The organism is Labrys sp. KB_33_2 (assembly GCF_052114505.1).
Classification (GTDB): Bacteria; Pseudomonadota; Alphaproteobacteria; order Rhizobiales; family Labraceae; genus Labrys.
In genome coordinates, this window is record NZ_JBFREW010000011.1 from 54,403 (window position 1) to 77,476 (window position 23,074).

Below are 23,074 nucleotides of genomic sequence, written 5' to 3' on the forward strand. Positions count from 1 at the left end.
TTGCTTATGTTATGGTCTGCCATATTACTTTCATGATTCTTGAACAAATCCCGGATGCGGCCTGGGATCGATGATTTGAAGCCAAGAGTTTTTGGACTTCGAGGTTTTGAGTTAATAATTCGGTGCCGCCGATGACTTTCTGTACTGGAACGGTTCGATGGCAATATGGGCTTGCGCCAAAGCAAGGATGGCGTGATGGAGCGGGCGCTCAGGGTTCTGTTGGCCGATGACCATGCCATCGTCCGGGAGGGCGTGAAGGGACTGCTCGCCACGCTCGACAAGGTGGCGGTGGTCGGCGAAGCGGCCTCGGCGGAAGCCTTGCTGGCGCTGGTCCGCGAGACGCCGGCGGATCTCCTCCTCCTCGATCTGGGCATGCCCGGCGTTTCCGGCATCCAGGTCATCACAGAGGTGCAGCGCCTGGCTGCACGCCTGAAGGTGCTGGTGCTGACGGCCAATGTCGAGCCGCGAACGGTGAGGGCGGCCTTCGATGCCGGGGCTTGCGGCTATCTCACCAAGGATGGCGATCCCATGGAGCTTGCCGATGCTCTGCAGGCCGTCGCGGAGGGCGGTACCTATCTGGCTGCTTCCCTGCGCTTTGCCTTGGGCGATGGCGCGGGACGGGTGAAGCCGCCGGCGGCCGGCGGCATCGTATCGCCGATTCCGCTCACCCAGCGCGAACGCCAGATCCTGCTTCTGGCGGCACAAGGCCTTACCGCACGCGAAGTTGCCGGGCGGCTCGGCATTCAATATCTCACCGCTCGCAAGCATCGGGAAAATCTGATGCGCAAGCTCGACCTGCACAATGTGGCCGAACTGGCCGCCTATGCCGTGCGTCTAGGCTTGCCCGTCGGGTGAGCAGAGCGAAGGACGGCGTCAGTCGCCCGCCGGCGTCAACGCGCGATCGGTGGCGACCGCGTGCGTTGTAACCACGCCAATGGCGGCATCGTAATGCGCGGGGTCGAAACGCATGGCGATGAGCGCTGCGATCGCTACCCAGATGAGATGCATCTCCCAGCCTTGGACGAAGCTGCCGGTCCAGGCCTGCAGCAGGGCCATGGCGAGGGGGGCGAGCCCGGCGATAAGGAAGCCTCCGCCCTGCATGAGCGCCGCAAGGGCGCCGGCCTCCTCGGGGCGCGGCAGATGGTCGAGCGCCGTTACCAGCGACAGGGAGAAACAACCGCCGAGGCCGGCGCCGCCCAGCACGATCCATAGCACCGGCGCGGTATCGGACAGGAAGGCAAGGCCGCAGAAACCGGCCGCCTGCATGGCGAGCGTGAGATACAGCCAGGGTCGGCGATCGTGGCTGCGCGAGGCCAGGATCGGCAGGATCAGGGCGGCCACGGCCTGCGCCACGGCCATGATGGCGACCAGGCTGCCGCTTTGCGCCACGCCCCAGCCTCGCCCCTGCATATAGGGGGCGAGCCAGGCGACCATGGAGGAATAGCCGCCATTGACCAGGCCGAAGCAGGCCATCAACTGCCAGCTGCGCGGACGACCCAGCAGGCGCGAGACCAAGGCCTTGTCGGGCCGGGCTGTCTTGCCATCCGCCAGCACCCGCCAGGCCAAGAGCAGGGCTGCTGCCGTCGGCAGCGCCAGCCAGGCCAGTGCAAGCCGCCAATCCTGACCGCCATGGGCGAGGATCGGCGTCAATTGGGCGCCTACCGCGCCGCCCCCCATGATCATGGCCGAGTAAAGGCCGGTCACGGCGGCGACCTTGTGCGGGAAGCCCTGCTTGATGATGCCCGGGAAGGCCGCCTGGATGAAGGCCACGCCGGCGCCGCACAAGGCTGCCGTCAAGATCAGGGAGAGCCCACCCGGAGACCAGAGCCGGAGCAACGATCCCAGCAGGAGAAGGACAAGCGCCCACAGCATGCCCCGCCTGGTGCCGATCCTGGCCTGCAGCCCGGGCACCAGGAAAGCGCCGAGACCCATCAGCAGCATAGGCAGCAGCGTGAGCATGGCGATGCCGCCATAGCCCAGGCCCGTATCGGCCTCGATTTGGGCGATCAGGGGACCGGGGCCGGTCAGGAAGGGACGCAGATTGAGCCCGATCAGCACCACCAGGGACAGCAACACCAGGGGAGAGGTTTGGGGCGAGGATTGGGTGGAAGATTGCGGATTTGTTTCGGGCATGATCAGTCAGTCGCTGTCCCGATCAATGCGCGCCGGCGGCTTCGAGCAGGCCGGTGATTTCGCGATAGCGGCGCTGGCGTGCATGTTGCAGCGGCGTGACGCCGTCCTTGTCGGCCAGATCGGTTTTCGCGCCCGCTTCGATCAGAAGCTTGACGATCTCGACATGGCGCGGCCCGCCGTCGCTCAGGATGATGGCTTCCAGCAAAGCGGTCCAGCCGAGCCTGTTGACGTGATCGACGTCGACGCCCGCGGTGATCAGGGTGCGCACCGTCTCGACATGCCCCCGTTCGGAGGCCGGGATCAGAGCCGTGCCGCCATAGCGATTGGTGCTTTTGAGATCGGCGCCATGCGCGAGTGTCAGCCGCAGAATGTCGAGATAGCCGCGTGCGCCCGCCAACAGATAGGGACTATCCTCGATGGCGTCCTTGGCATTGACGTCGGCGCCGGCCTCAATGAGATGGCGGGCAACGGCGATGTGATTGCCCTGGACGGCAGCCAGCAGGGCCGTGCGGCGGTTGCCGTCCTGCTTCTCCAGCGAAGCGCCGGCGGCCATGGCGGCCTTCACTGCGGGCAGGTCACCCTGCTCGGCTGAAGAAATGAGCGGGGATGGCGCGGCATTCGCCGAGGCGCCTTGCGATGCGATGGACATGAAACTACCTCCCGCCAGGATGATCAGGACATTGCGTCTCGACAAGGGTCTGCACATGGCCGGCCTCCTACCAGTGCAGACCGATAGCTTCCCATCCGGCTATTTGGAAATTAAATGTCCCCATGGCGATCATTCAAAAAGCGAATGACACAACGCTATCGCTCGATCGGCGCACCGCATCTTCGCGCTCAATAACGTAGCGCCCTATTTCTCCACCAGGAGGTGGCGGATGAACTGATTGAACAGCTCCGTCTGGCTGGAGATGCCGAGCTTGGCATAGATGTTCTTGCGATGGATCTTGACGGTACCCTCCGCGATATCGAGCAGGCTGCCGATCGAGAGGCTGGAATGGCCGCGCAGCACCAGGCTGACGATGGTCTGCTCGCGTGGTGTCAGCAGGGTCGGCGCGAAACTAAGAAAGGCCTGTTCGATGGCATGTTCGCGTGGGGCGGGTGCGACCCCAGGGCCCCTTCCCTCCGCAAGGGCCTGCCACTGGCGGCCCAGGAGAGCGAGCACCATCGGCGCTGCCCGGGCGAAATCCGCCATTTCGGCGGCTGCGAACGGGGATGAACCGTTCTGGCGCAAGAGCGAATAAGCGAGATAGAGATCCGGCCTAAGGGCGTGCAGGAAGACGATCTCCTCGGTGAGGGAGCCGCTTTCCATCGAGATGCAGGGATGGACATCGGGCGAATTGAAATATTCGCCCTCGAAGAAATCGTCCGGGGCGAGATCATGCAGGCGATAGAGGCCTGATGGCATGGTGTGCACGCAGGCGGTGTAGACGGCGTCGAGCAGATAGGTGCCGGCGAGATAATTGGCCATGATCTGGGACGACGACACCGCCTTCAGACCGTCATGGAGCAGTGTCGGCCTGTCTTCGAGCGGGTATGCGAAGATGCAGCTCAAATCGAAGGGGGCCAGGTGCCGAAGGGCCGCATCGAGGGCGGGCGCGAATTGCGGTGAACCCAGCAGGGCGACCAGGTCCGGCGTGGCCCGATGCCAGCCATCGGCGGCCGATTGTTCGCGGCTGTTCATGGCCGTTCCTTCATCCCTCGTTTCCTGCCTTGCCCATATGCCTGTTCCAGCCGGCGATGGCCTCTATCTCTTTAGGGATATTTATCGCAACGCTGCTTCGCGGATCATCGGGATGTCGCAAAGAGGAGAATTTTACAAGCTCCTCGGCAAGAGGGGACTTCCATGACGATCGAGACGACCAGCCGCCCGACCGGCGGCGTGACCTATCAGAGTGTCGACGAGGCCTATTTCGAACAACGCCAGCTCAAGCGCCATGCCGGGCTGTTCACCTTGTGGATGATGGGGGTCGGCGCCGTCGTCGCCGGTGAGTATTCGGGCTGGAACATCGGCCTGTCCCAGGGCGGCTTCGGCGGCATGCTGTTCGGTGCCCTGATCATCGGCTTCATGTATGTCTGTCTGTGCTCCTCGATCAGCGAGATGAGCGCGGCCCTGCCGCATACGGGCGGCGCCTATTCCTTCGCGCGCACCGCGCTCGGGCCCTGGGGCGGCTTCACCACGGGCCTGGCCGAGAACATCGAATTCGTGCTGGCGCCCGGCGCCAACATGTTCTTCATGGCCTCCTATCTCGCCGCCATTTTCGGTACGCCCGACAGCTGGCTGCCGCTGTGGTGGGTCGCCGGCTATATGGTGATGCTCGGCCTGTCCGTCCGCGGCCTGGAGCTGTCCATGCGTGTGGTGGTCTGGATCACCGTCGCGGCGGTGCTGGTCCTGCTGTTCTTCTTCGCCGTGGCCATCCCGCATGTCGACTTCGTCAGGCATGCGCTCAACATCGGCGCCGAGGGCAAGCTTGTCGCTGACGGTAACGGCCCCTGGCTGCCCTTCGGCCTCACTGGCATCATGTTGTCGCTGCCCTTCGGCGTCTACATGTTCCTGGCGGTCGAGCAATTGCCGCTCACCGCCGAGGAAGCCAAGAACCCCACGCGCGACATGCCGCGCGCCCTGATCCTGTCGATCCTGACGCTGATCGCGCTCGCCCTCGGCGTGCTGTTCTTCAGCGCCTCCATTCCGCCGGGCGCCCATGCCATGGGCTCGTCGGGCGAGCCGCTGCTCGATGGCTTCCGCACCATCTTCGGCGACGGCTGGGCCAAGCTGCTGGCGGGCGTGGCGGTGCTGGGGCTTGCCGCGAGCTTCTTTGCCGGCAGCTTTGCCTCGGGCCGCAACATCTATTCGCTGTCGCGCGCCGGCTATTTGCCGACCGTCCTGTCGGTGACCAATCCCCGCACCAAGACGCCGAACATCGCGCTGGCCACCGGCGCGGGCTTTGCCCTCATCGTGCTGCTGGCGATCTGGTTCCTGGGCGGCAAGGACAATGTCGCCTTCATGGCCGGCTTCCTGGTCAGCATGATCGTGTTTGCCGGCATGGTGTCCTACATCCTGCAGAGCATCGCTTTCCTGCGCCTGCGCAGGCTCTATCCCGACATCGCCAGGCCGTTCCGCAGCCCCTTCGGTGCCTTCGGGGCCTATGCCACCATCGGCATCTGCATTCTCACGCTCGGCTACCAGTTCTTCGATCCGCTCTATCGCTGGGCGGCGATCGCGGCGGCGGCCTGGTACCTTATCGGCCTCGGCTATTTTGGTTTCTACCGCCGCCATCGCCTGGTGCTGTCGCCGGAAGAGGAGTTCGCGGTGTCCGGCGGCACGCGCGGCCGCCCGCTCGGCGAGCCTTGAGGCGCCAGCGTGGGCGAACGGATATCGGCCGGATAGCCGGCCGATTATGGATCGAATAGTCTAAATACAAGCGAGGACATCATGGCCGGAAGGCTAGCAGGCAAGACCGCCATCATTTCGGGCGGGGCGACGGGCATGGGCGGGGCGGCTTCCAAGCTGTTCGCGGCCGAGGGCGCCAAGGTCGCCATCATCGACCGCAATGCCGTCGCGGCTGAGGAGACGGCGGCCGCCATCCATGCGGCCGGAGGAGAGGCGGCCGCCTTCATCGCCGATGTCTCGGAGGAGGCCGAGGTCGAGGCAGCGGTCAAGGCAGTGCAGGAGCGCTTCGGACCCGTGACCACTTTGTTCAACCATGCCGGCACCATCCTGATCAAACCCTTCCTCGAGATCTCGCTCACCGAGTGGGACTGGCTGCATGCGGTCAATGTCCGCTCGATGTTCCTGATGACACGGGCGGTGCTGCCGCAGATGATCGGCAATGGCGGGGGAGCGATCGTCTGCACCTCCTCGATCTCGGCGGTGGCGGCAACGCCGATGGAAGTGCTCTACGACACCACCAAGGGCGCCTGCCACATGTTCGCCCGGGCCATTGCGGTGGAGTTCCGGGACCGCAACATCCGCTGCAACGCCGTCTGCCCGGGCTTCATCCGCACGCCGCACGGCCTGCGCGAGGTTGCCGAATTGCAGGCGCATGGGGTCGACGTCTCCGACGCTGCCATCGCGGCTCAGCAGGGGCGGATCGGTGAGCCCGAGGATGTCGCGCGGGCCGCGCTCTATCTGGCCAGCGACGAGTCGAGCTTCGTCAACGGTGCCCACCTGTTCGTGGACAACGGCTTCACCGCAATCTGAGCCTTTGCCGCCCTCTTCCCTCCGGCCGGCGAAGCGCGATATCGTGACGCCGACCGGAGCATGATGGGGGAGGGCGACGTGAGCGCCAGCGACGACACACAAGCGAACGGCCTGTCCGCACTGGATCTGGCCTTCCTGCGGCAGTCGATCGCGCTGTCGGACGAGTCCAGGCGACGCGGCCGCCATCCCTTTGCCGCGCTGGTGGTCGACCGGGACGGTAATGTCGTCTCCTCGGCCGGCAACAATTCGATGCCGCCCGAGGGCGATCCGACCCAGCACGCCGAATTGGTGGCCGCCGCGGCGGCAGCCAAGGCAAGGACGCCGGAAGACCTTGCCGCCTCGACGCTCTACACCAGCGCCGAACCCTGCTGCATGTGCGCGGGAGCCGTCTATTGGACGGGCATCGGGCGGGTGGTCTATGCCCTCTCCGAGCGCCGCCTGCTCGAACTCACCGGCGCCCATCCCGAAAATCCGACCTTCTCGCTGCCCTGCCGCGAGATTTTCGCGCGGGGACAACGGCGGATCGAAGTGGTCGGCCCCGCACTGGAGGAGGAGGCCGCGGTGCCCCACCAGGGCTTCTGGACGTGAGAGGCAAGGCGCTTTCGCGGTATTTGTCGGGCGTTACGCCCCGCGCGGTCTCGACTTTTGTCATTGCCGGGCTCGACCCGGCAATCCAGCGCTCTTTCAGCGGGCGGATCCGGAGGCGCTGGATGCCTGGGGCAGGCCCGGGCATGACAAGGTCTGTGTTTTTTAATAGATCAGGCGCTCACAAGCTCTGAATACGAGACTCTCCGTCGTCCCGCCCGGTGTTATCGAGGAGGCTCGGTGGCGGTGCTGGCACGATCGCGCGGGCCAATCGGCAGGGTGATCTCGAAGGCAGCTCCTCCGGACGCAGCAGGCTGATAGGTTGCAGTGCCGCCATGGGCGATGGCGATGGCGCGCACCACGGTCAGCCCCAGCCCCGAGCCGCCCTTGGCGCGCGATCGTGAGAATTCAGCGCGGGAGAAGGGCTCGAAGGCCTGTGCGACGAAATCGGGCGGCAGGCCCTGGCCCTCATCCTCCACCCGGATGGTGATCGTGGCCGTCGCCTTTGCCATGCTGATGAGGATGCGCCCCGGCTTGGCATAACGCAGCGCATTGTCGATCAACGCGAGGAGGGCCTGGCGCACGCGCGTACCGTCGCACCAGACCCGCACGTCTTCCAGTGTCACCTCGGCATGAAAGCCGCCGGCTTCAATGGCCGGCCGCATCACGTCCACGGCGCGTTCGACCTCGCCTGCCAGGCGGACGAGCTCGAAACGCAGGTCGAACCTGCCGCTGTCGACCAGCGTGGCGACGCGCAGATCATCCACCAGACGCGACAAGCCCTCAACCTGTGTCAGCAGAGTTCGATACAGCGCTGGCGAGGGCTGGAACACCCCATCCGCCAAGCCTTGGATACGACCGCGCAGGATGGTGAGCGGCGTGCGCAGCTCATGCGCGATCGCGGCGTTCCAGGCGGTGACGTCGGCGGCCATTTTCTGCAGGCGGCTGGCCATCTCGTTGAAATCATCCGCCAGATGCGCGGTCTCGCCGAGCGAGCGGTCGCCCGCCACGGCGCGGGCCGAAAGATCGCCGTCGGCGATGCGCCGGGCACTCGCCGCCACCGAATTAAGGGGCGCCAGGATGCGTCCGGCCAGCCGAAAGGCCGCGATGATCGCCGCGACCAGGGCAAAGAACACCATGATCGCGATGGCCAGCAGGTCCGGCCCGGTCGGAATCAGGCTGTCATTTTCGGCCAGGTCCGGGAAGAAGGCGACGAGCAGGGCATAGAAGATGTAAGAGCCGACGATCAGCACCAGCGCCGCGATCAGCGACACATAGATCATCGACAGGGTGATCTGCCGGCTGAGGCCCCGGAAGCGGATCATCGCGTGCTGCCCAGCCTGTAGCCGACGCCGCGGACATTGACGAGCATCCCGGCGACGCCGGCGCATTCGAGCTTGCGCCTGAGATTGCTGACATGGCTGTCGACGGTGCGGTCCAGCGCATCGCTGCCGGGCAGGCAGGCATCGACCAGTTCGCTGCGGGTGAAGACACGCAGCGGCGAGCGTGCCATATGGGCCAACAGCCGGAATTCGGTGAGAGTCAGGTTGAGCACCTCGCTGTCCTCACGTCCGTTGACGCGGGCGAGATAGGCGTCGAGATCGAGTTCCAGAGTGTCGATCCTTAGGATGCCGCTGGTCTTGGCCGAACTCGAACGGCGCAGCACAGCCTTGGCGCGCGCGACGACTTCGGCCGGATTGAAAGGCTTGACCACATAATCGTCGGCCCCGATGCGTAGCGCCTGCAGGCGGTCGATATCCTGTTCGAGCGCCGTGATCATGATCACCGGCGTGTCGCCGCGATGGCGCAGTTCCGACAATGCTTCCCAGCCGTCGACGCGCGGCATCATCACGTCGAGCAGCACCAGATCCGGCTTGAGTGCCTGGTGCAGGTCGAGCGCGATGCGCCCGTCTGCGGCCCGGACCGTGCGGAAGCCTTCCCGCTCCAGATAGGCCTCCAGGATAGTGGCAATTTCGGCCTCGTCCTCGGCGATCAGGATGAGGGCGCTCATGTCGGGTCTCCGTCGGCACGTAACATTGTAAAACTCGAAAATGCCGGCGTATTCGCGTTTCGATCGCCTGATGGTTCTCGATACCAAGTCAGGGATTGGCGAAAATCGCAGACGGGAACCGAGAGTCATGGGACATGCTTCTCGGCAATGTCGTGCGGTTTGTGCCACGAGGCGGCCCGGCAGTCGATGCATGCGACGCCGCCTCCATACGATCTCCATCAAGTCTCGACAGTTCCCCAACCAAGGCGCGCGATAGGCGGCGCCTCGTGATCCATCCTCGGATCGCCAGCAAGCCGAAAGCCATGATCAAGATCTCACGTCTGTGCCTGCTTCTCCTCGCCCTTGCCTTGCTGTTCGTCTGGACGGCCGGTGGAACATCCATGGCTGAAGGAACCGATGCGGCGGAAACCAAGGCTGCGCTCGTTTCGGTGTCGCAGGCGACATCCGAGACAGTGACGCTCTTCGACGAATTGCCGGGGCGGGTTTCCGCTTTTCGCACGGCCGATATCCGGCCGCAGGTCGGCGGCATCGTCGAACGCCGCTTGTTCGAGCAGGGATCCGAAGTCGTTCAAGGCCAGGCGCTCTATCAGATCGCCGCTGCGCCGTTCCAGGCCGATGTCGACATGGCGGCTGCCGCGCTGCTGCGCGCCGAAGCCATGCTGGAACGGGCCCGCAAGGCGCATGAGCGGGCCGAGAGGCTGGTCAAGGTCAAGGCGATCAGTGCTGACAGCTTCGACCAGGCCGTCTCCAGTCTGGCACAGACACAGGCCGGCGTAGCCGAAGCCAAGGCGACGCTACAGCGGCGCAAGCTCGATCTCGCCTTCACCACGGTACGGGCGCCGATCGGCGGGCAGACGGGGCGGAGCCTGGTCAGCGAGGGAGCTCTGGTCAGTGCAAACGATGCCAATGCCCTGACCACGATCCAGCAGATCGACAGGGTCTTTGTCGACATCCTCCAGCCGGCGGCCAGCATCGAGGCGGTCAGGCAGGCGGCGCGCGATGGACTGCTCGACGATGCCTCGAAATTGCCCGTCGACCTTTTCGCCACCGACGGCCGGCGCTACCCGGTTTCCGGACGAGCACTGTTCTCCGACATCAGCGTCGATCCGGGTACCGGCAATCTCATGGTGCGCGTCGAGGTCGACAATCCCGCCCGCGCGCTGCTGCCGGGCATGTATGTGCGGGCCCGCTTGCCGCGCGGCATTCGCAAGGACGTCCTGCTGGTGCCCGAGCAGGCCGTGGCCCGAGACGCCGCCGGGCAGCCCCAGCTCGTGGTGCTCACCGAGGGCAAGCCGGAGCGCCGCGCCATCCGGCTCGGCGACGCCGTCGGAGGCCGCGTTATCGTCGCCTCCGGGCTGAGGGCGGGCGAGATCTATGTCGTGCAGGGCCAGGAGCGCGCCCAGGACGGCGAAGCGGTGAGAACGGTGCCTTTCGAGGACGAGGCGCTGGCCGCCAAACCATCGCAACCCCTGCTACGCTGAGAACCGGCGAGACCCGACATGGCCCAGTTTTTCATCAATCGCCCGGTATTTGCCTGGGTGATCGCCATCTTCATCACCCTGTTGGGCTTGATTGCCCTCCCGCAGCTGCCGATTTCGCGTTTTCCGCCGATCGCGCCGCCCAGCGTCAGCATTGCCGCCAGCTATGTCGGGGCTTCGCCGCAGACGATCGAAGACGGTGTCGTCAGCCTGATCGAGCGTGAATTGTCGGGGGTGAAGGACATCCTTTATTTCGAATCCTCGACCGACACCTCGGGATCGGCGGATATCACGGTCACCTTCAAGCCCGGCACCGACCCGCAGATGGCGCAGGTCGACATCCAGAACCGGCTCAAGGCGATCGAAGCGCGCCTGCCCCAGGCCGTGCGCCAGACGGGATTGTCGGTGGAGGCCGCTTCCTCGGGCTTCCTGATGATCGTCGGCCTGAATGCCAAGGATGGGCGCTATGACGAACTGACGCTCGGCGACTACATGACACGCAACATCGCCGAAGAGCTCAAGCGCGTGCCCGGCGTCGGCCGGGTGCAGTCCTTCAGCTCGGAGAAGGCGATGCGGATCTGGGTCGATCCGGCTCTGCTGATCTCCTATTCACTGTCGCTCTCGGACGTCACCAGCGCCATCCAGGCCCAGAATGCGCAGATCGCGCCGGGGCGGGTGGGCGCGGAGCCGACGGTACCGGGCCAGATGGTCTCCATTCCCCTGACGGTGCAGGGCCAGTTGCAGACCCCGCAGGAGTTCGCCGCCATCGTGTTGCGGGCCCGCGCCGACGGCTCCAAGCTGGTGCTGGGCGATGTCGCGCGCGTGGAGATCGGCGCGCAAAGCCTGAGCTATTCCATTCGCGAAAATGGCAAGCCGTCGACGGCGGTCGCCATCCAGCTTTCGCCCGGCGCCAATGCCGTCGCGACCGCCGACGGCGTGCGCGCGCGCCTCGCCGAACTCGCCACTACCATGCCGAAGGGCATGAGCTATTCCATCCCCTACGACACCGCTCCCTTCGTGAAGGTGTCGATCGAGAAGGTGGTGGCTACGCTGCTGGAAGCGATGGTCCTGGTCTTCGCGGTGATGTTCCTCTTCCTGCAGAAGGTCCGCTATACGCTGATCCCCGCCATCGTGGCGCCCATCGCGCTGCTCGGCACCTTCGCCGTGATGTGGGGCGCGGGTTATTCGATCAACGTGCTCACCATGTTCGGCATGGTGCTGGCCATCGGCATCATCGTCGACGACGCCATCGTCGTAGTCGAGAATGTCGAGCGCATCATGGCGAGCGAAGGACTGCCCCCGAAGCAGGCGACCGAAAAGGCGATGAAGGAGATCACCGGCGCCATCGTCGGCATCACGCTGGTGCTGGCGGCGGTGTTCATCCCGATGGGCCTGGCCGGCGGATCGGTCGGTGCAATCTACCGCCAGTTCACCATGTCGATGGCGGTGTCCATCCTGTTCTCGGCCTTGCTGGCGTTGACGCTGACACCGGCCCTGTGCGCCACGCTGCTCAAGCCGGTCGCCTCCGGGCATCATGCCAAGGGAGGGTTCTTCGGCTGGTTCAATCGCAGCTTCGACAGCCTGACGGCGGGCTATGCGGGCTGGGTCGGCGGGCTGATCCGGCGGACGGGCCGGGTGATGGTTGTTTATCTCGTCCTGATCGGCGGGCTGATCTATGCCTATGGGCAATTGCCGTCCTCCTTCCTGCCCCAGGAGGACCAGGGCAATTTCATCACTTCCTTCTCGCTGCCCTCCGATGCCACCGCCGAGCGCACGCTTGCCATCGTCAAGCAGTTCGACCGGCATGTCGTCGCGCGCCCCGATGTCTCCAGCTCCATTGCCGTCATGGGCTACGGCTTTGCCGGTGCCGGGCCGAATACGGCGATCGCCTTCACCACGCTGAAGGATTGGAGCGAGCGCAGCACCAGCGTCGACGACGCCATTGCCGGCGCCACGCAAGCCATGGCCGATATCCGCGAGGGCACCGTGATGAGCCTCAAGCCGCCGGCCATCGACGAATTGGGCACGACATCCGGTTTCACGCTGCGCCTGCAGGACAGGGCGAACCGGGGCTATGCCGCGTTGATGGCGGCGCAGGGCCAGCTGATCGAGCTTGCTTCCAGGAGCAGCCTGGTGACCGGCGTGTATGCCGAAGGCCTGCCCAACGGCCCGAGCATGCGGCTTAAGATCGACCGCCAGAAGGCGGAGGCGCTGGGCGTGCCCTTCACCGCGATCAACGATGCGCTGTCTGTCGCCATCGGCTCGTCCTACGTCAACGACTTCCCCAATCTCGGCCGGCTGCAGCAGGTGATCGTGCAGGCCGATGCGCCGGCGCGCATGCGCATCGACGATGTGCTCAAGCTGCGCCTGCGCAACAATGCCGGCGGCATGGTTGCCCTGTCGGAGGTAGTCACGCCAGTCTGGCAGACGAGCCCGCTGCAATTGGTGCGCTATAACAGCTTCCAGGCCGCGCGCATCGCCGGCTCGGCGGCTCCCGGTGTTTCTTCCGGCGATGCCATGGCCGAGATGGAACGGCTTGCGGCGAAATTGCCCGCCGGCTTCGCCATCGCATGGACCGGAGAGTCCCTGCAGGAACAGCTCTCGGGTGCGCAAGCGCCGGTCCTGCTCGGGGTGTCGATGCTGGTGGTGTTCCTGGTCCTGGCCGCGCTCTACGAAAGCTGGTCCGTGCCGTTCTCGGTCATGCTGGTGGTGCCGCTCGGCATTCTCGGTGCCGTCGCCGCGGTGCTGCTGCGCGGCCTGGAGAACGACGTGTTCTTCAAGGTCGGCCTCGTCACCATCATCGGCCTCGCGGCCAAGAATGCCATCCTGATCGTCGAATTCGCTCAGTCGCTGCGCGCGGCAGGCAGGCCCCTGCACGAAGCCGTCACCGAAGCCGCGCGCCTCAGGCTGCGGCCGATCCTGATGACTTCGCTCGCCTTCGCGCTCGGCGTGGTGCCGCTGATGCTGGCGCGCGGCGCCAGCGCCGAAACCCAGCACGCTATCGGTACCGGTGTGTTCGGCGGCATGGTCTCGGCCACGCTGCTGGCGGTGTTCTTCGTGCCGGTGTTCTATGGGCTGGTGATGAAGCTTTTCGGCCGACGCAAGCCGCAGGCGGCAGCGGCCGATGCCAGCGTCCAAGGGGCGGAATGAGCAGGGCGGCGGCCTGAGGGTTGAATGCCTCAGGCCGCCGCGACATCGAGCAGGGAGGCGATCGCCGAGGAGGTGAAGCCGCCGATGCCTTCGCGAATGTCGGCGCCGATGGCTGCAGCCAGCTCCTCCTCGTTGCGCTGACGCAAGGCCTGGATGATTTCCTGGTGCCGGTCGACCACATAGAGTTCGGCGACATGCTCCATGGCGACGCCCTGGACTGGGCCGAGCTGCAGCCAGACGCTCTCGATCATCGGCAGGATGATGCGGTCCGGGCTGATCGCGTAGATGGTGCGGTGAAATTGCTGGTTGGCGAGCAGGGCGCCGACCTTGTCTTGCCTGTGGATGGCCTGGTCGATGGCGAGATCCATCTCGACCAGCTGGCCGATCTGCCGTTCGGTGATATGCACAACGGCCCGCCGTGCTGCATGCTGTTCCAGCACGACGCGCAGGGAGATCAGCTCCTCGAAGAGGTCCGGCGTGACGGCGGGCACCTGGATCCGGCGGTTCTCGAGCAGTTTCAGGGCGCCGATCGAGGTGAGTTGCCTGAGCGCCTCCCGCACGGGCGTGGAGCTGCTTTCGAGCGCGGCGGCGAGACCGCGTATGGTCAGCGAGGTTCCAGGCCGGAAAGCCCCCACCATGATGGCCTGCCTGAGGCGCAGGAAGACATAATCATGCGTCGTCATGCCATCAGCCCGGACCAATGGCGGCAGTGCCAGCTTCTTCAATAACCTCGCCTCCTCATCAAACCAGCATCTGCTTATCGCGAAGTCGGGCTTGCTTCCAGTCGGATATGATGTCACATACCTAATAATGTGATCACAAAATGGAGCGCGCATGATGACGTCCGAAAGCATCGATCGGGACACCTTGGCAGACCTGCTCAAGGAGGACAGTCCGATCGAGAGCATTCAGGCCGTGGTCTGCGATCTCAACGGCATCATGCGTGGCAAGCGCGTGCCGGTCAGGCAGGCCGAGAAGGTGCTGGGCGGGGGTATCCGCATGCCCCTGTCAATCGTGGGCGTCGACGTCTGGGGCGAGGATATCATCGGCAGCGAGCAGGTATTCGCTAGCGGCGACATGGATGGCATCTGCGGGGCGACCGGACGCGGCATCCTGCCGGTGAACTGGACGTCGCGGCCGAGCGCCATGGTGCCGCTCTGGCTCTTCCTGGAGAATGGCGAGCCTTTTCTCGCCGATCCGCGCCAGGCCCTCGCTGCCGTGGTGCGCGAATACCAGAAGCTCGGCCTGCGCCCCGTGGTGGCGACAGAGATGGAATTCTATCTGATCGATCCGGAGCCGGACAGCGCCGTGCCGCCGATCTCGCCCTACACCGGCAAGCGGCTCGATTCGGACGCCATTCTCTCCATCGACGAGCTCAACGATTTCGGCGAGTTCATTTCCGACGTCTATGCCGAATGTGCGCGCCAGAACGTGGCGGCGGACGCCGCTGTTGCCGAGAACGGCATCGGCCAGTTCGAGATCAACCTCTTGCACAGCGACGATCCCTTGAAGGCGGCCGACGACGCCGTGTTCTTCAAGCGCATCGTCAAGGGCGTTGCCCGCAAGCATGGTCTGGCTGCGACCTTCATGGCCAAGCCCTATGGCATGCGCTCGGGCAACGGCATGCATGTGCATTTCAGCCTCCTCGACGCCGAGGGGCGCAACGTCTTCGACGACGGCAGCAAGGAAGGCTCGCCGATCCTGCGGCATGCAGTCGCCGGCTTGCTGCGCGGCATGGCCGAGACTACGCTATTGTTCGCGCCGCATTTCAATTCCTATCGCCGCCTGCGGCCCGATACCCACGCCCCGACCACGATCGCCTGGGGCTATGAGAACCGCACCGCCGCGGTCCGCATCCCCGGCGGCAGCCCGGCGGCGCGGCGCATCGAACACCGGGTCGCCGGGGCTGATGCCAATCCCTATCTGGTGGTCGCCGCCATACTTGGCGCTGCCCTGATCGGCATCCGCAAGCAATGGACCCCGCCCGAGCCCATCGTCGGCCGCGCCCATCTGCCGAGTGCCTCGGCCAAGATCCCCTCGGAATGGGGACAGGCGGTCGATGCCTTCGAGGCAGGCGAGATCGCCGCCGAGATTTTCGACCCCGTGCTGCGCTCCATGCTGATCGCCTGCAAGCGCCAGGAGATCGCCGGCTTCACCGAACAGGTCACCGACTACGAATTCGCCGCCTATCTCGAAATCGTCTGACCGCCATCCATTCCACCGAGATCCCGGCTGCGGCCCCAGGCCAAACCCCTGGTTTGGCCTGACTGCGCGACGACCGGTCTGTTGAGGTATGCCTGCCATGTCCACCGTCGAGTTCACCGCTGCGCAGCCCCCATCGTCCAACGCTGGCCATGCGCCATCCTACTATGCTGCGACGGCCAAGGGCGCCTTCGAGCGCCCCAGGCTGAATGAGCATCTGAGCGCCGATATCTGCGTCATCGGCGCCGGCTTCACCGGCATTTCCGCGGCGCTGGAACTGGCCGAGCGAGGCTACAACGTGGTGGTGCTGGAAGCCGTCCGCATCGGCTTCGGCGCGTCTGGGCGCAATGGCGGCCAGATCGTCAACGGCTATAGCCGTGACCTCGACGTGATCGAAAAGCGATATGGCGACCAGGCGGCCAAGGCGCTCGGCGCCATGGCCGGGGAGGGCGCCGATATCATCCGTGGCCGCATCGCTTCCTACGACATCGATTGCGACCTGGTGCCGGGCGGCTTCTTCGCCGCCTTCACCGACAAGCAGTTGCGCGAACTCGACGATCAGCAGCGCATCTGGGAGAGCCATGGCCATGGCGGCCTTGAGCGGGTCGACCGGGCTGGCCTGCCGGCCATCGTAAAATCGGATCGCTATGTCGGCGGCCTGGTCGATCACAAGGGTGGTCACATCCACCCGCTCAGCCTGGTGCTGGGCGAGGCGGCGGCGGTCGAGCGGCATGGCGGACGCATTTTCGAGCACTCGCCGGTCGTCTCGGTCGAGCAGGGGGCCAGGCCGGTGGTGCGCACCAGGCACGGAGCGGTGACCTGCACCTATCTCCTCGTCTGCGGCAATGCCTATATCGGCAATCTCCTGCCCGAGATCGGCGGCAAGATGATGCCGGTCTCCAGCCAGGTCGTCGCCACCGAGCCGTTGGACGAGGCGGTGATCCGTGATTTGCTGCCGGCCAATTATTGCGTTGAGGACATGAACTACATCCTCGACTATTACCGCCGCACCGCCGACAACCGCCTGCTTTTCGGCGGCGGCATCGTCTATGGCGGCGGCGATCCGGCCAGTATCGAAGCCAAGATCCGGCCGAGCCTTGCCAGGACCTTCCCGCAGCTTGCCAATATCCGCTTCGACTATGCCTGGAGCGGCAATTTCGCGCTGACCCTGACGCGCATCCCGCATGTCGGGCGCCTGTCGCCGTCGATCTATTTCTCGCATGGCGACAGTGGCCATGGCGTGACCACCACCCATCTGCTCGGCAAGATCCTGGGCGAGGCGGTGGCCGGCCAGGCCGAGCGTTTCGATGTCTGGAGCAGCCTGCCCTACTACCCCTTCCCGGGTGGCAAGACCTTTCGGGTGCCGCTAACCGTGCTCGGCGCCTGGTGGTACGGCTTGAGGGACAAATTCGGCCTGTGACCTGGGGGCGATTTTCTACCCTCCCCTGGAAGGGGAGGGTCGGCCCACGCCTGCGACAAGATGGCCGTCCCCGTGGATTGGCGGCGCAGAGCAGTGTAAGTCTGACGAAATCACGAGAGGCCGGCGACAGCCTCCGCAATGAGGGAGTGAGAGATGCTCGACAAGCGCAAATTCTACATCGACGGCAAATGGGTCGATCCCGTCGTTCCCAACGATCTGCAGGTGCTGGATCCGGCCACCGAGCAGCCGGTCGCCGTGATCTCCATGGGCACGCCCGCCGATGTCGACAAGGCTGTCGCCGCCGCCAAGAAAGCCTTCGCCACCTATTCGCGCACCAGTGTCGAGGAACGCCTGGCGCTCCTGGAAAAGCTGCTCGAAGTCTACAAGCGCCGCTATGAGGAGATGGCGCAGACCATCACACTCGAACTCGGCGCGCCGATTTCGATGAGCCGGGCCCAGCAGGCCGATGTGGGCGTGGGCCATTTGCAGGGCTTCATCGACGCGCTGCGTCATCTCAAGGCCCGTGACACCCTGCCCAATGGCGACGTGGTGCTGCGCGAGCCGATTGGCGTCTGTGGCCTGATCACCCCCTGGAACTGGCCGATCAACCAGATCGCGCTCAAGGTGGTGCCCGCGCTCGCCACCGGCAGCACCTGCGTGCTCAAGCCGAGCGAGTTCACCCCCCTCAATGCGCTGCTCTATGCCGAAATGGTCGAGGAAGCCGGCTTCCCCGCCGGCGTGTTCAACCTGGTGAACGGCGACGGCCCCTCGGTCGGCGCTGCCCTCTCCAAGCACAAGGATATCGACATGATGTCCTTCACCGGCTCGACCCGCGCCGGCATCGCCGTCAGCAAGGATGCGGCCGAGACCGTCAAGCGCGTCACGCTCGAGCTCGGCGGCAAGTCGCCCAACATCATCTTCGAGGATGCCGACCTCGAGGATCGCGTTGCCGGCAGTGTGCTGGAATGCTTCAACAACTCCGGCCAGTCCTGCGATGCACCGACGCGCATGCTGGTGCAGCGTTCGGTCTACGATAAGGTCGTCGAGATCGCCGAGCGCACCGGCAAGACGCAGGCCGTCGGTGATCCCAAGCAGGAAGGCGAGCATATCGGCCCGCTGGTCAGCGATATCCAGTTCGGCCGCGTACAGGCTCTGATCGAAGCCGGCGTCGCCGAAGGCGCGCGGGTGCTGATCGGCGGTCCCGGCAAGCCGGAAGGCTATGAAAAGGGCTATTTCGTCAAGCCGACCATCTTCGCCAATGTCGATCCGAACATGCGCATCGCCCGCGAGGAGATCTTCGGCCCGGTACTGTCGATCATCCCCTTCGACACCGAGGAGCAGGCGATCGAGCTGGCCAACGATACCAATTACGGCCTTGCCGCCTATCTGCAGACGGGTGACGACAAGCGGGCCGAGCGGGTGGCGGCCAGGCTGCGCGCCGGCATGGTGCACATCAATGGCGGGCCGCATCGCTATGGCAGCCCGTTCGGCGGCTACAAGCAGTCCGGCAATGGCCGCGAAGGCGGCATCTTCGGCCTGGAGGACTTCCTCGAGGTGAAGACCGTGCATCGTCCCTGACGGGCTAGGCACCCATCACAAACCGGCGCCGGGATCCTCCCGGCGCCGCTGTCATTCATGGTCGGGATATCGGCCGATCCGGCCGGGCGGAGGCTAAATCGAGAGCTGCCAGGGACGCTTCTGCGATGTCGGCCAGATCCTGGCGCGAAGCCCCGTCCTGTGCCTGCAGCGACAGGGCCTGCAGGATGGCCGCGAAGAAGCGTGACAACCGGCCGATATCGGCTGCGGACGAGAGGTCGCCCTCGGCGCGGCCACGCTCCAGCCTTTGATGGATGAGGTCCTCGGTAGTTTTTCTGAGGCCGCGCATATGCATACGCACAGCCGCATTCTGCTCCTGGCAGTTGATCAGGCCGAGACTGACCATGCAGCCGCCCTGGGAGGGGCTGGCCAGCGCTATATCGATGCTGGCGAGCAGCATGGCGGCGATGGCCTCCCGGGTCGAGGCGGTGTCGGCGAGGATGCGCATGCTGCCGCTGCCAGCGGTGGCGAGGTAGAGATCGACGGCCTCGCGGAAGATCGCTTCCTTGCTGTCGAAGGCGGCGTAGAAGCTGGGCGGGTTGATGCCCATGGCTGCGGTCAGATCGGCAAGCTGTGCCGCCTCGTAACCCTTGGCCCAGAAGACCTGCATGGCGCGTTCGAGCGCAGCACTGCGGTCGAAGGCGCGAGGGCGTCCGCGGGCTGCCATGGAAATCCTTTCTGTAGTTTCAATTATAGAATTCTTGACATGCTGGCATGAGGCTTTTTATGTAATCCGAATTACAGAATGGAGCAAGCCATGGACAATGCTATGCGCGCCGAGCGCATCGAGACGATCCGCAGCTATTTCCGGCTGGTGGACGCCAGGGAGCCGGCCTTGCTGGATCTGTTTACGGATGATGTGCGATTCTACTTTCCCAAATTCGGGATGGCTGCGGGCAAGGCCGCCGTGGCCGGCTTCGGCGAGCGGATCGGGCGTGAGTTGCGCAGCCTGATCCACGACATCGATGGTCTCATCTTCACGGTCGACGGGGACCGTATCGTGGTGGAGGGGCAGGAGGCCGGCGTCACTATGGCCGGCGAAAGCTGGCCTGACGGCGAGATCTCGCAAGGCCGTTTCTGCAACGTGTTCGAATTCGACGGCTCCCTGATCAGCCGCACCTATATCTATGTCGATCCGGATTTCACCAGTGCCGATCAGCCGCGGCTGCAACGCTATCGGGACGGCGGCGAGATTGCATCGCCGCGCGAGGTGGCGCTGCGTTATCTGGAGGCGGTCGGACTTTATCGTGCCGAGCCGGGTGATCCGCAGCGCCTGGTTGCGATCACCGAACTCTTCTCCGAGGATGCCGATTGGGACATCGCGGGTGACCGGGCGCGCGTGCCGTGGATCGGGCCTCGTCGGGGCAAGGCGGAGATCGCCACCTTCTTCCGCGAGCTGATCTCCAGCATCGAACCCAGGTATTTCGAGGTGCGCTCCGTCCTGGCGGATGGCGAACGGGCCGTCATCCTCGGAGAGCTTGCCTCGCTGGTACGCGCCACCGGCAGGCTGATCGAGACCGGGTTCGCCTTCGACCTCACGGTGAGGCAGGGCAGGATCGTGCGCTACCGTATGCTGGAGGATAGCTACGCCGTGGCGCAGGCTGCCTGATAAAGAGTGTCCCGCCGCCTCATGAGAAGCAGCGGGACACTAAAACCCTATCGGTGTCCTACTTCATCGTCGGCATCACGAAATCGGCGCCGGCGCGGATACCGGTGGGCCAGCGGCTCGTGATGGTCTTGAGCTTGGTGTAGAAGCGCACGCCCTCGGCGCCGTGCATGTGATGGTCACCGAACAGCGAAGACTTCCAGCCGCCGAAGGAGTGGAACGCCATCGGCACCGGGATCGGCACGTTGATGCCGACCATGCCGACCTGGATCTGGTGGGCGAATTCGCGGGCGGCATCACCGTCGCGGGTGAAGATCGCGGTGCCGTTGCCGAATTCATGCTCGTTGATCATGCGGGCAGCGGTGGCATAGTCGGGTGCGCGGGCCACTGCGAGCACCGGGCCGAAGATCTCTTCCTTGTAGATCGTCATGTCGGTGGTGACGCCATCGAACAGGGTACCGCCGAGATAATAGCCGTTCTCGTAGCCCTGCATGGCGAAGCCACGCCCGTCCACCACCAGCTTGGCGCCTTCGGCGACGCCGGTGTCGATATAGCCGCGCACCTTGTCGAGATGCTGCTTGGTGACGAGCGGACCCATTTCGGCTTCCGGATCGGTGCCGGGACCGATCTTGAGGGCGCGCACGCGGGGTTCGAGCTTGGCGAGCAGCGCCTCGGCGGTGGCTTCGCCGATCGGCACCGCAACCGAGATCGCCATGCAGCGCTCGCCGGCCGAGCCATAGGCCGCACCCATCAGGGCGTCGACGGCCTGGTCCATATCGGCGTCGGGCATGACGATCATGTGGTTCTTGGCACCGCCCAGCGCCTGGCAGCGCTTGCCGTTGTGCGAGGCGGTTTCGTAGATGTAGCGGGCGATCGGTGTAGAGCCGACGAAGCTGACGGCCGAGATGTCGGGATCGGTGAGGATGGCGTCGACGGCTTCCTTGTCGCCCTGGACCACATTGAAGACGCCATCCGGCAGGCCGGCCTCCTTGAGCCATTGCGCCAGGAGGAGCGAAGCGGACGGGTCGCGCTCGGAAGGCTTGAGGATGAAGCAGTTGCCGCAGGCCAGCGCCACCGGGAACATCCACATCGGCACCATGGCGGGGAAGTTGAACGGCGTGATGCCGGCAACGACGCCGAGCGGCTGGCGCAGGGAATGGCTGTCGACGCGCGTGCCGACATTTTCCGTCACCTCGCCCTTGAGGAGCTGGGGCGCGGAGGTGGCAAACTCCACCACTTCCATGCCGCGCTGGATCTCGCCCTTGGCATCGGAGAGCACCTTGCCATGCTCGGCCGTGATCGCGGCGGCGAGCTCGTCGGTGCGTTCTTCCAGGATGTGCAGGAACTTGTTGAGGATGCGGGCGCGGCGCAGCGGCGTGGTAGCGGCCCAGCCGGGGGCGGCGGCCTTGGCGGCGGCGGAGGCCTCGCGCACTTCGGCAACCGAAGCGAGGGCGACTTCGGCTGCAGCCTCGCCGGTGGCGGGATTGTAGACCGCGGCCTTGCGGCCGCTGCGGCCGGCGACCAGCTTGCCGCCGATGAAATGGGAGATCTCGCGCGTCATCCTCTACCTCCTGTCGCTCCGTCCGTCGATCGGGCGGCTTTCGGCGCGATCTATGCAGTTGATCCGTTCGCACAGCAATGAGAAGGATTGCACTTCCGATGTGCAAAAATTAAGGTCATTGGCGAATGATCTTCCCGGGTGCACGGACATCCTGCCCGTTCTTGGAAACGTCGAGCTCGCAGGATCGGAAGAACGGGCAGGATGCCCGTGCATCCGGAACAGGAGCCCGTCATGAACTGGGATCACGTCCGCATCTTCCTGGCGGTAGCGCGCAGCGGCCAATTGCTCGGCGCAGCGCGGCAACTCGGGCTCAACCATGCCACTGTCGGCCGCCAACTTACGGCGCTCGAGGAGACGTTCGGGGCGCGGCTGGTCGAGCGCCAGACCCAGGGCTGTACGCTGACACCAGCCGGCGAGGCCCTACTGGTCGCAGCGGAGAAGGCCGAATCCGAATTCCTGCGTGTCGGTGCCCTGGTTTCCGGCACCACGGCGGAGATCAGCGGCACAGTGCGTGTCGGCGCGCCGGACGGACTCGGCAACTACTTCCTGTCGCATGAACTGGGCGCCTTGGCCGCCCGCCACCCGGAACTGGTGGTGCAACTGGTGCCGCTGCCGCGAACCTTTTCGCTGTCACGGCGGGAGGCCGATATCGTGGTGACGCTGGACCGCCCGGTACAGGGGCGGCTGATGGTCAAGAAGCTGACCGACTATACGCTCAGCGTCTATGCTTCCAGGCGCTATCTCGAAGAGACCGCCCCCATCACCTGCGAAGAGGATCTGGCCGGCCACCTCTTCGTCACCCATGTCGACGACCTCGTCTACAGCCGGGCGCTGGACTATGCCGAGACGCTGGGCAGGCTGATGCGCCGGCGTTTCGAATGCGGCAGCGTGGTCGCCCAGATGGAGGCCGTCAGGGCCGGCCACGGCATCGGCATCCTGCACGATTATGCCGCCCGGCAATATCCCGAGTTGAAGCGCCTGCTGCCGGGCACGCGCTTCACCCGCAGCTATTGGCTGGTCTCCCACCCCGACACGCACAACACCCGCCGCGTCGCCGCCGTCGCCGACCACATCACGGCCCGCGTGCGGGCCGAGCGGGCCAATTTCGCGCGGGATTGAGGAAACCTCCCG

19 protein-coding genes are annotated in these 23,074 nt (G+C 65.1%); 11 read left to right on the forward strand and 8 right to left on the reverse strand.

Going from position 1 to position 23,074, the window contains the following annotated elements; genetic code table 11:
- Nucleotides 1-165 precede the first annotated feature (165 nt).
- On the forward strand, nt 166-855 hold the full coding sequence (locus AB4037_RS19775) for a response regulator (RefSeq protein ID WP_441772679.1): 690 nt from the start codon (nt 166-168) through the stop codon (nt 853-855).
- Nucleotides 856-873: 18 nt separating this feature from the next.
- On the opposite strand, the gene AB4037_RS19780 is transcribed toward AB4037_RS19775, so the two are convergent.
- The 3 genes from AB4037_RS19780 to AB4037_RS19790 all read right to left on the reverse strand — a co-directional run bounded on the left by AB4037_RS19780 (nt 874) and on the right by AB4037_RS19790 (nt 3,817).
- Entirely contained in the window at nt 874-2,133 is a 1,260-nt protein-coding gene (locus tag AB4037_RS19780) for a cyanate transporter (protein ID WP_441772680.1), read from the reverse strand.
- A 22-nt stretch (nt 2,134-2,155) separates the two neighbouring features.
- A complete protein-coding gene (locus AB4037_RS19785) occupies nt 2,156-2,839 on the reverse strand; it encodes an ankyrin repeat domain-containing protein (protein WP_441772681.1) in 684 nt (227 codons plus the stop codon).
- A gap of 147 nt (nt 2,840-2,986) precedes the next feature.
- Entirely contained in the window at nt 2,987-3,817 is an 831-nt protein-coding gene (locus AB4037_RS19790; RefSeq protein WP_441772682.1) for a response regulator transcription factor, read from the reverse strand.
- 162 nt (nt 3,818-3,979) lie between these two features.
- Between AB4037_RS19790 and AB4037_RS19795 the strand changes: the two genes are divergently transcribed.
- From AB4037_RS19795 to AB4037_RS19805, 3 genes are all read left to right on the forward strand, one after another.
- Nucleotides 3,980-5,485 carry an amino acid permease gene (locus AB4037_RS19795; RefSeq protein WP_441772683.1) on the forward strand — a complete coding sequence of 502 codons (1,506 nt, stop codon included), beginning with the start codon at nt 3,980-3,982 and terminating at the stop codon, nt 5,483-5,485.
- A gap of 81 nt (nt 5,486-5,566) precedes the next feature.
- Nucleotides 5,567-6,334, forward strand: a complete 768-nt coding sequence (locus AB4037_RS19800) for an SDR family NAD(P)-dependent oxidoreductase (protein WP_434955249.1) — start codon at nt 5,567-5,569, stop codon at nt 6,332-6,334.
- A 78-nt stretch (nt 6,335-6,412) separates the two neighbouring features.
- Complete coding sequence (locus tag AB4037_RS19805) at nt 6,413-6,922, forward strand: nucleoside deaminase (RefSeq protein ID WP_434955250.1); 510 nt, start codon at nt 6,413-6,415, stop codon at nt 6,920-6,922.
- 221 nt (nt 6,923-7,143) lie between these two features.
- Here AB4037_RS19805 and AB4037_RS19810 read toward each other — a convergent pair whose 3' ends face one another.
- The gene (locus AB4037_RS19810) at nt 7,144-8,244 is read right to left on the reverse strand and encodes an ATP-binding protein (protein WP_441772684.1); all 1,101 of its coding nucleotides are present in this window, start codon (nt 8,242-8,244) and stop codon (nt 7,144-7,146) included.
- The gene (locus tag AB4037_RS19815) at nt 8,241-8,930 is read right to left on the reverse strand and encodes a response regulator (RefSeq protein ID WP_441772685.1); all 690 of its coding nucleotides are present in this window, start codon (nt 8,928-8,930) and stop codon (nt 8,241-8,243) included. The genes AB4037_RS19810 and AB4037_RS19815 overlap by 4 nt, the downstream gene beginning before the upstream one ends.
- A gap of 266 nt (nt 8,931-9,196) precedes the next feature.
- Between AB4037_RS19815 and AB4037_RS19820 the strand changes: the two genes are divergently transcribed.
- Together AB4037_RS19820 and AB4037_RS19825 are read left to right on the forward strand one after the other, a co-directional pair.
- Nucleotides 9,197-10,411 carry an efflux RND transporter periplasmic adaptor subunit gene (locus AB4037_RS19820; protein ID WP_441772686.1) on the forward strand — a complete coding sequence of 405 codons (1,215 nt, stop codon included), beginning with the start codon at nt 9,197-9,199 and terminating at the stop codon, nt 10,409-10,411.
- Between the two features lie 18 nt (nt 10,412-10,429).
- On the forward strand, nt 10,430-13,558 hold the full coding sequence (locus AB4037_RS19825) for a multidrug efflux RND transporter permease subunit (RefSeq protein ID WP_441772687.1): 3,129 nt from the start codon (nt 10,430-10,432) through the stop codon (nt 13,556-13,558).
- A 29-nt stretch (nt 13,559-13,587) separates the two neighbouring features.
- On the opposite strand, the gene AB4037_RS19830 is transcribed toward AB4037_RS19825, so the two are convergent.
- A complete protein-coding gene (locus AB4037_RS19830) occupies nt 13,588-14,283 on the reverse strand; it encodes a GntR family transcriptional regulator (RefSeq protein WP_441772688.1) in 696 nt (231 codons plus the stop codon).
- A 112-nt stretch (nt 14,284-14,395) separates the two neighbouring features.
- On the opposite strand from AB4037_RS19830, the gene AB4037_RS19835 reads away from it, so the two are divergent.
- From AB4037_RS19835 to AB4037_RS19845, 3 genes are all read left to right on the forward strand, one after another.
- Nucleotides 14,396-15,763: a glutamine synthetase family protein gene (locus AB4037_RS19835; RefSeq protein ID WP_434959593.1), complete on the forward strand. Its 1,368-nt coding sequence runs from the start codon at nt 14,396-14,398 to the stop codon at nt 15,761-15,763.
- A 97-nt stretch (nt 15,764-15,860) separates the two neighbouring features.
- Nucleotides 15,861-17,180, forward strand: a complete 1,320-nt coding sequence (locus AB4037_RS19840) for an NAD(P)/FAD-dependent oxidoreductase (protein ID WP_441772689.1) — start codon at nt 15,861-15,863, stop codon at nt 17,178-17,180.
- 153 nt (nt 17,181-17,333) lie between these two features.
- The gene (locus AB4037_RS19845) at nt 17,334-18,758 is read left to right on the forward strand and encodes an aldehyde dehydrogenase family protein (RefSeq protein WP_441772690.1); all 1,425 of its coding nucleotides are present in this window, start codon (nt 17,334-17,336) and stop codon (nt 18,756-18,758) included.
- A gap of 55 nt (nt 18,759-18,813) precedes the next feature.
- Here the strand turns inward: AB4037_RS19845 and AB4037_RS19850 are convergent, their stop codons facing one another.
- The gene (locus tag AB4037_RS19850; RefSeq protein WP_441772691.1) at nt 18,814-19,443 is read right to left on the reverse strand and encodes a TetR/AcrR family transcriptional regulator; all 630 of its coding nucleotides are present in this window, start codon (nt 19,441-19,443) and stop codon (nt 18,814-18,816) included.
- Nucleotides 19,444-19,533: 90 nt separating this feature from the next.
- Here AB4037_RS19850 and AB4037_RS19855 point away from each other — a divergent pair, with 90 nt between their 5' ends.
- Nucleotides 19,534-20,385: a nuclear transport factor 2 family protein gene (locus tag AB4037_RS19855; protein WP_441772692.1), complete on the forward strand. Its 852-nt coding sequence runs from the start codon at nt 19,534-19,536 to the stop codon at nt 20,383-20,385.
- 58 nt (nt 20,386-20,443) lie between these two features.
- On the opposite strand, the gene AB4037_RS19860 is transcribed toward AB4037_RS19855, so the two are convergent.
- Nucleotides 20,444-21,943 carry a CoA-acylating methylmalonate-semialdehyde dehydrogenase gene (locus tag AB4037_RS19860; protein WP_434955260.1) on the reverse strand — a complete coding sequence of 500 codons (1,500 nt, stop codon included), beginning with the start codon at nt 21,941-21,943 and terminating at the stop codon, nt 20,444-20,446.
- A 231-nt stretch (nt 21,944-22,174) separates the two neighbouring features.
- Here AB4037_RS19860 and AB4037_RS19865 point away from each other — a divergent pair, with 231 nt between their 5' ends.
- Nucleotides 22,175-23,062, forward strand: coding sequence for a LysR family transcriptional regulator (locus AB4037_RS19865; RefSeq protein WP_441772693.1), 888 nt, complete (start codon nt 22,175-22,177; stop codon nt 23,060-23,062).
- The last annotated feature ends 12 nt before the right edge of the window (nt 23,063-23,074 follow it).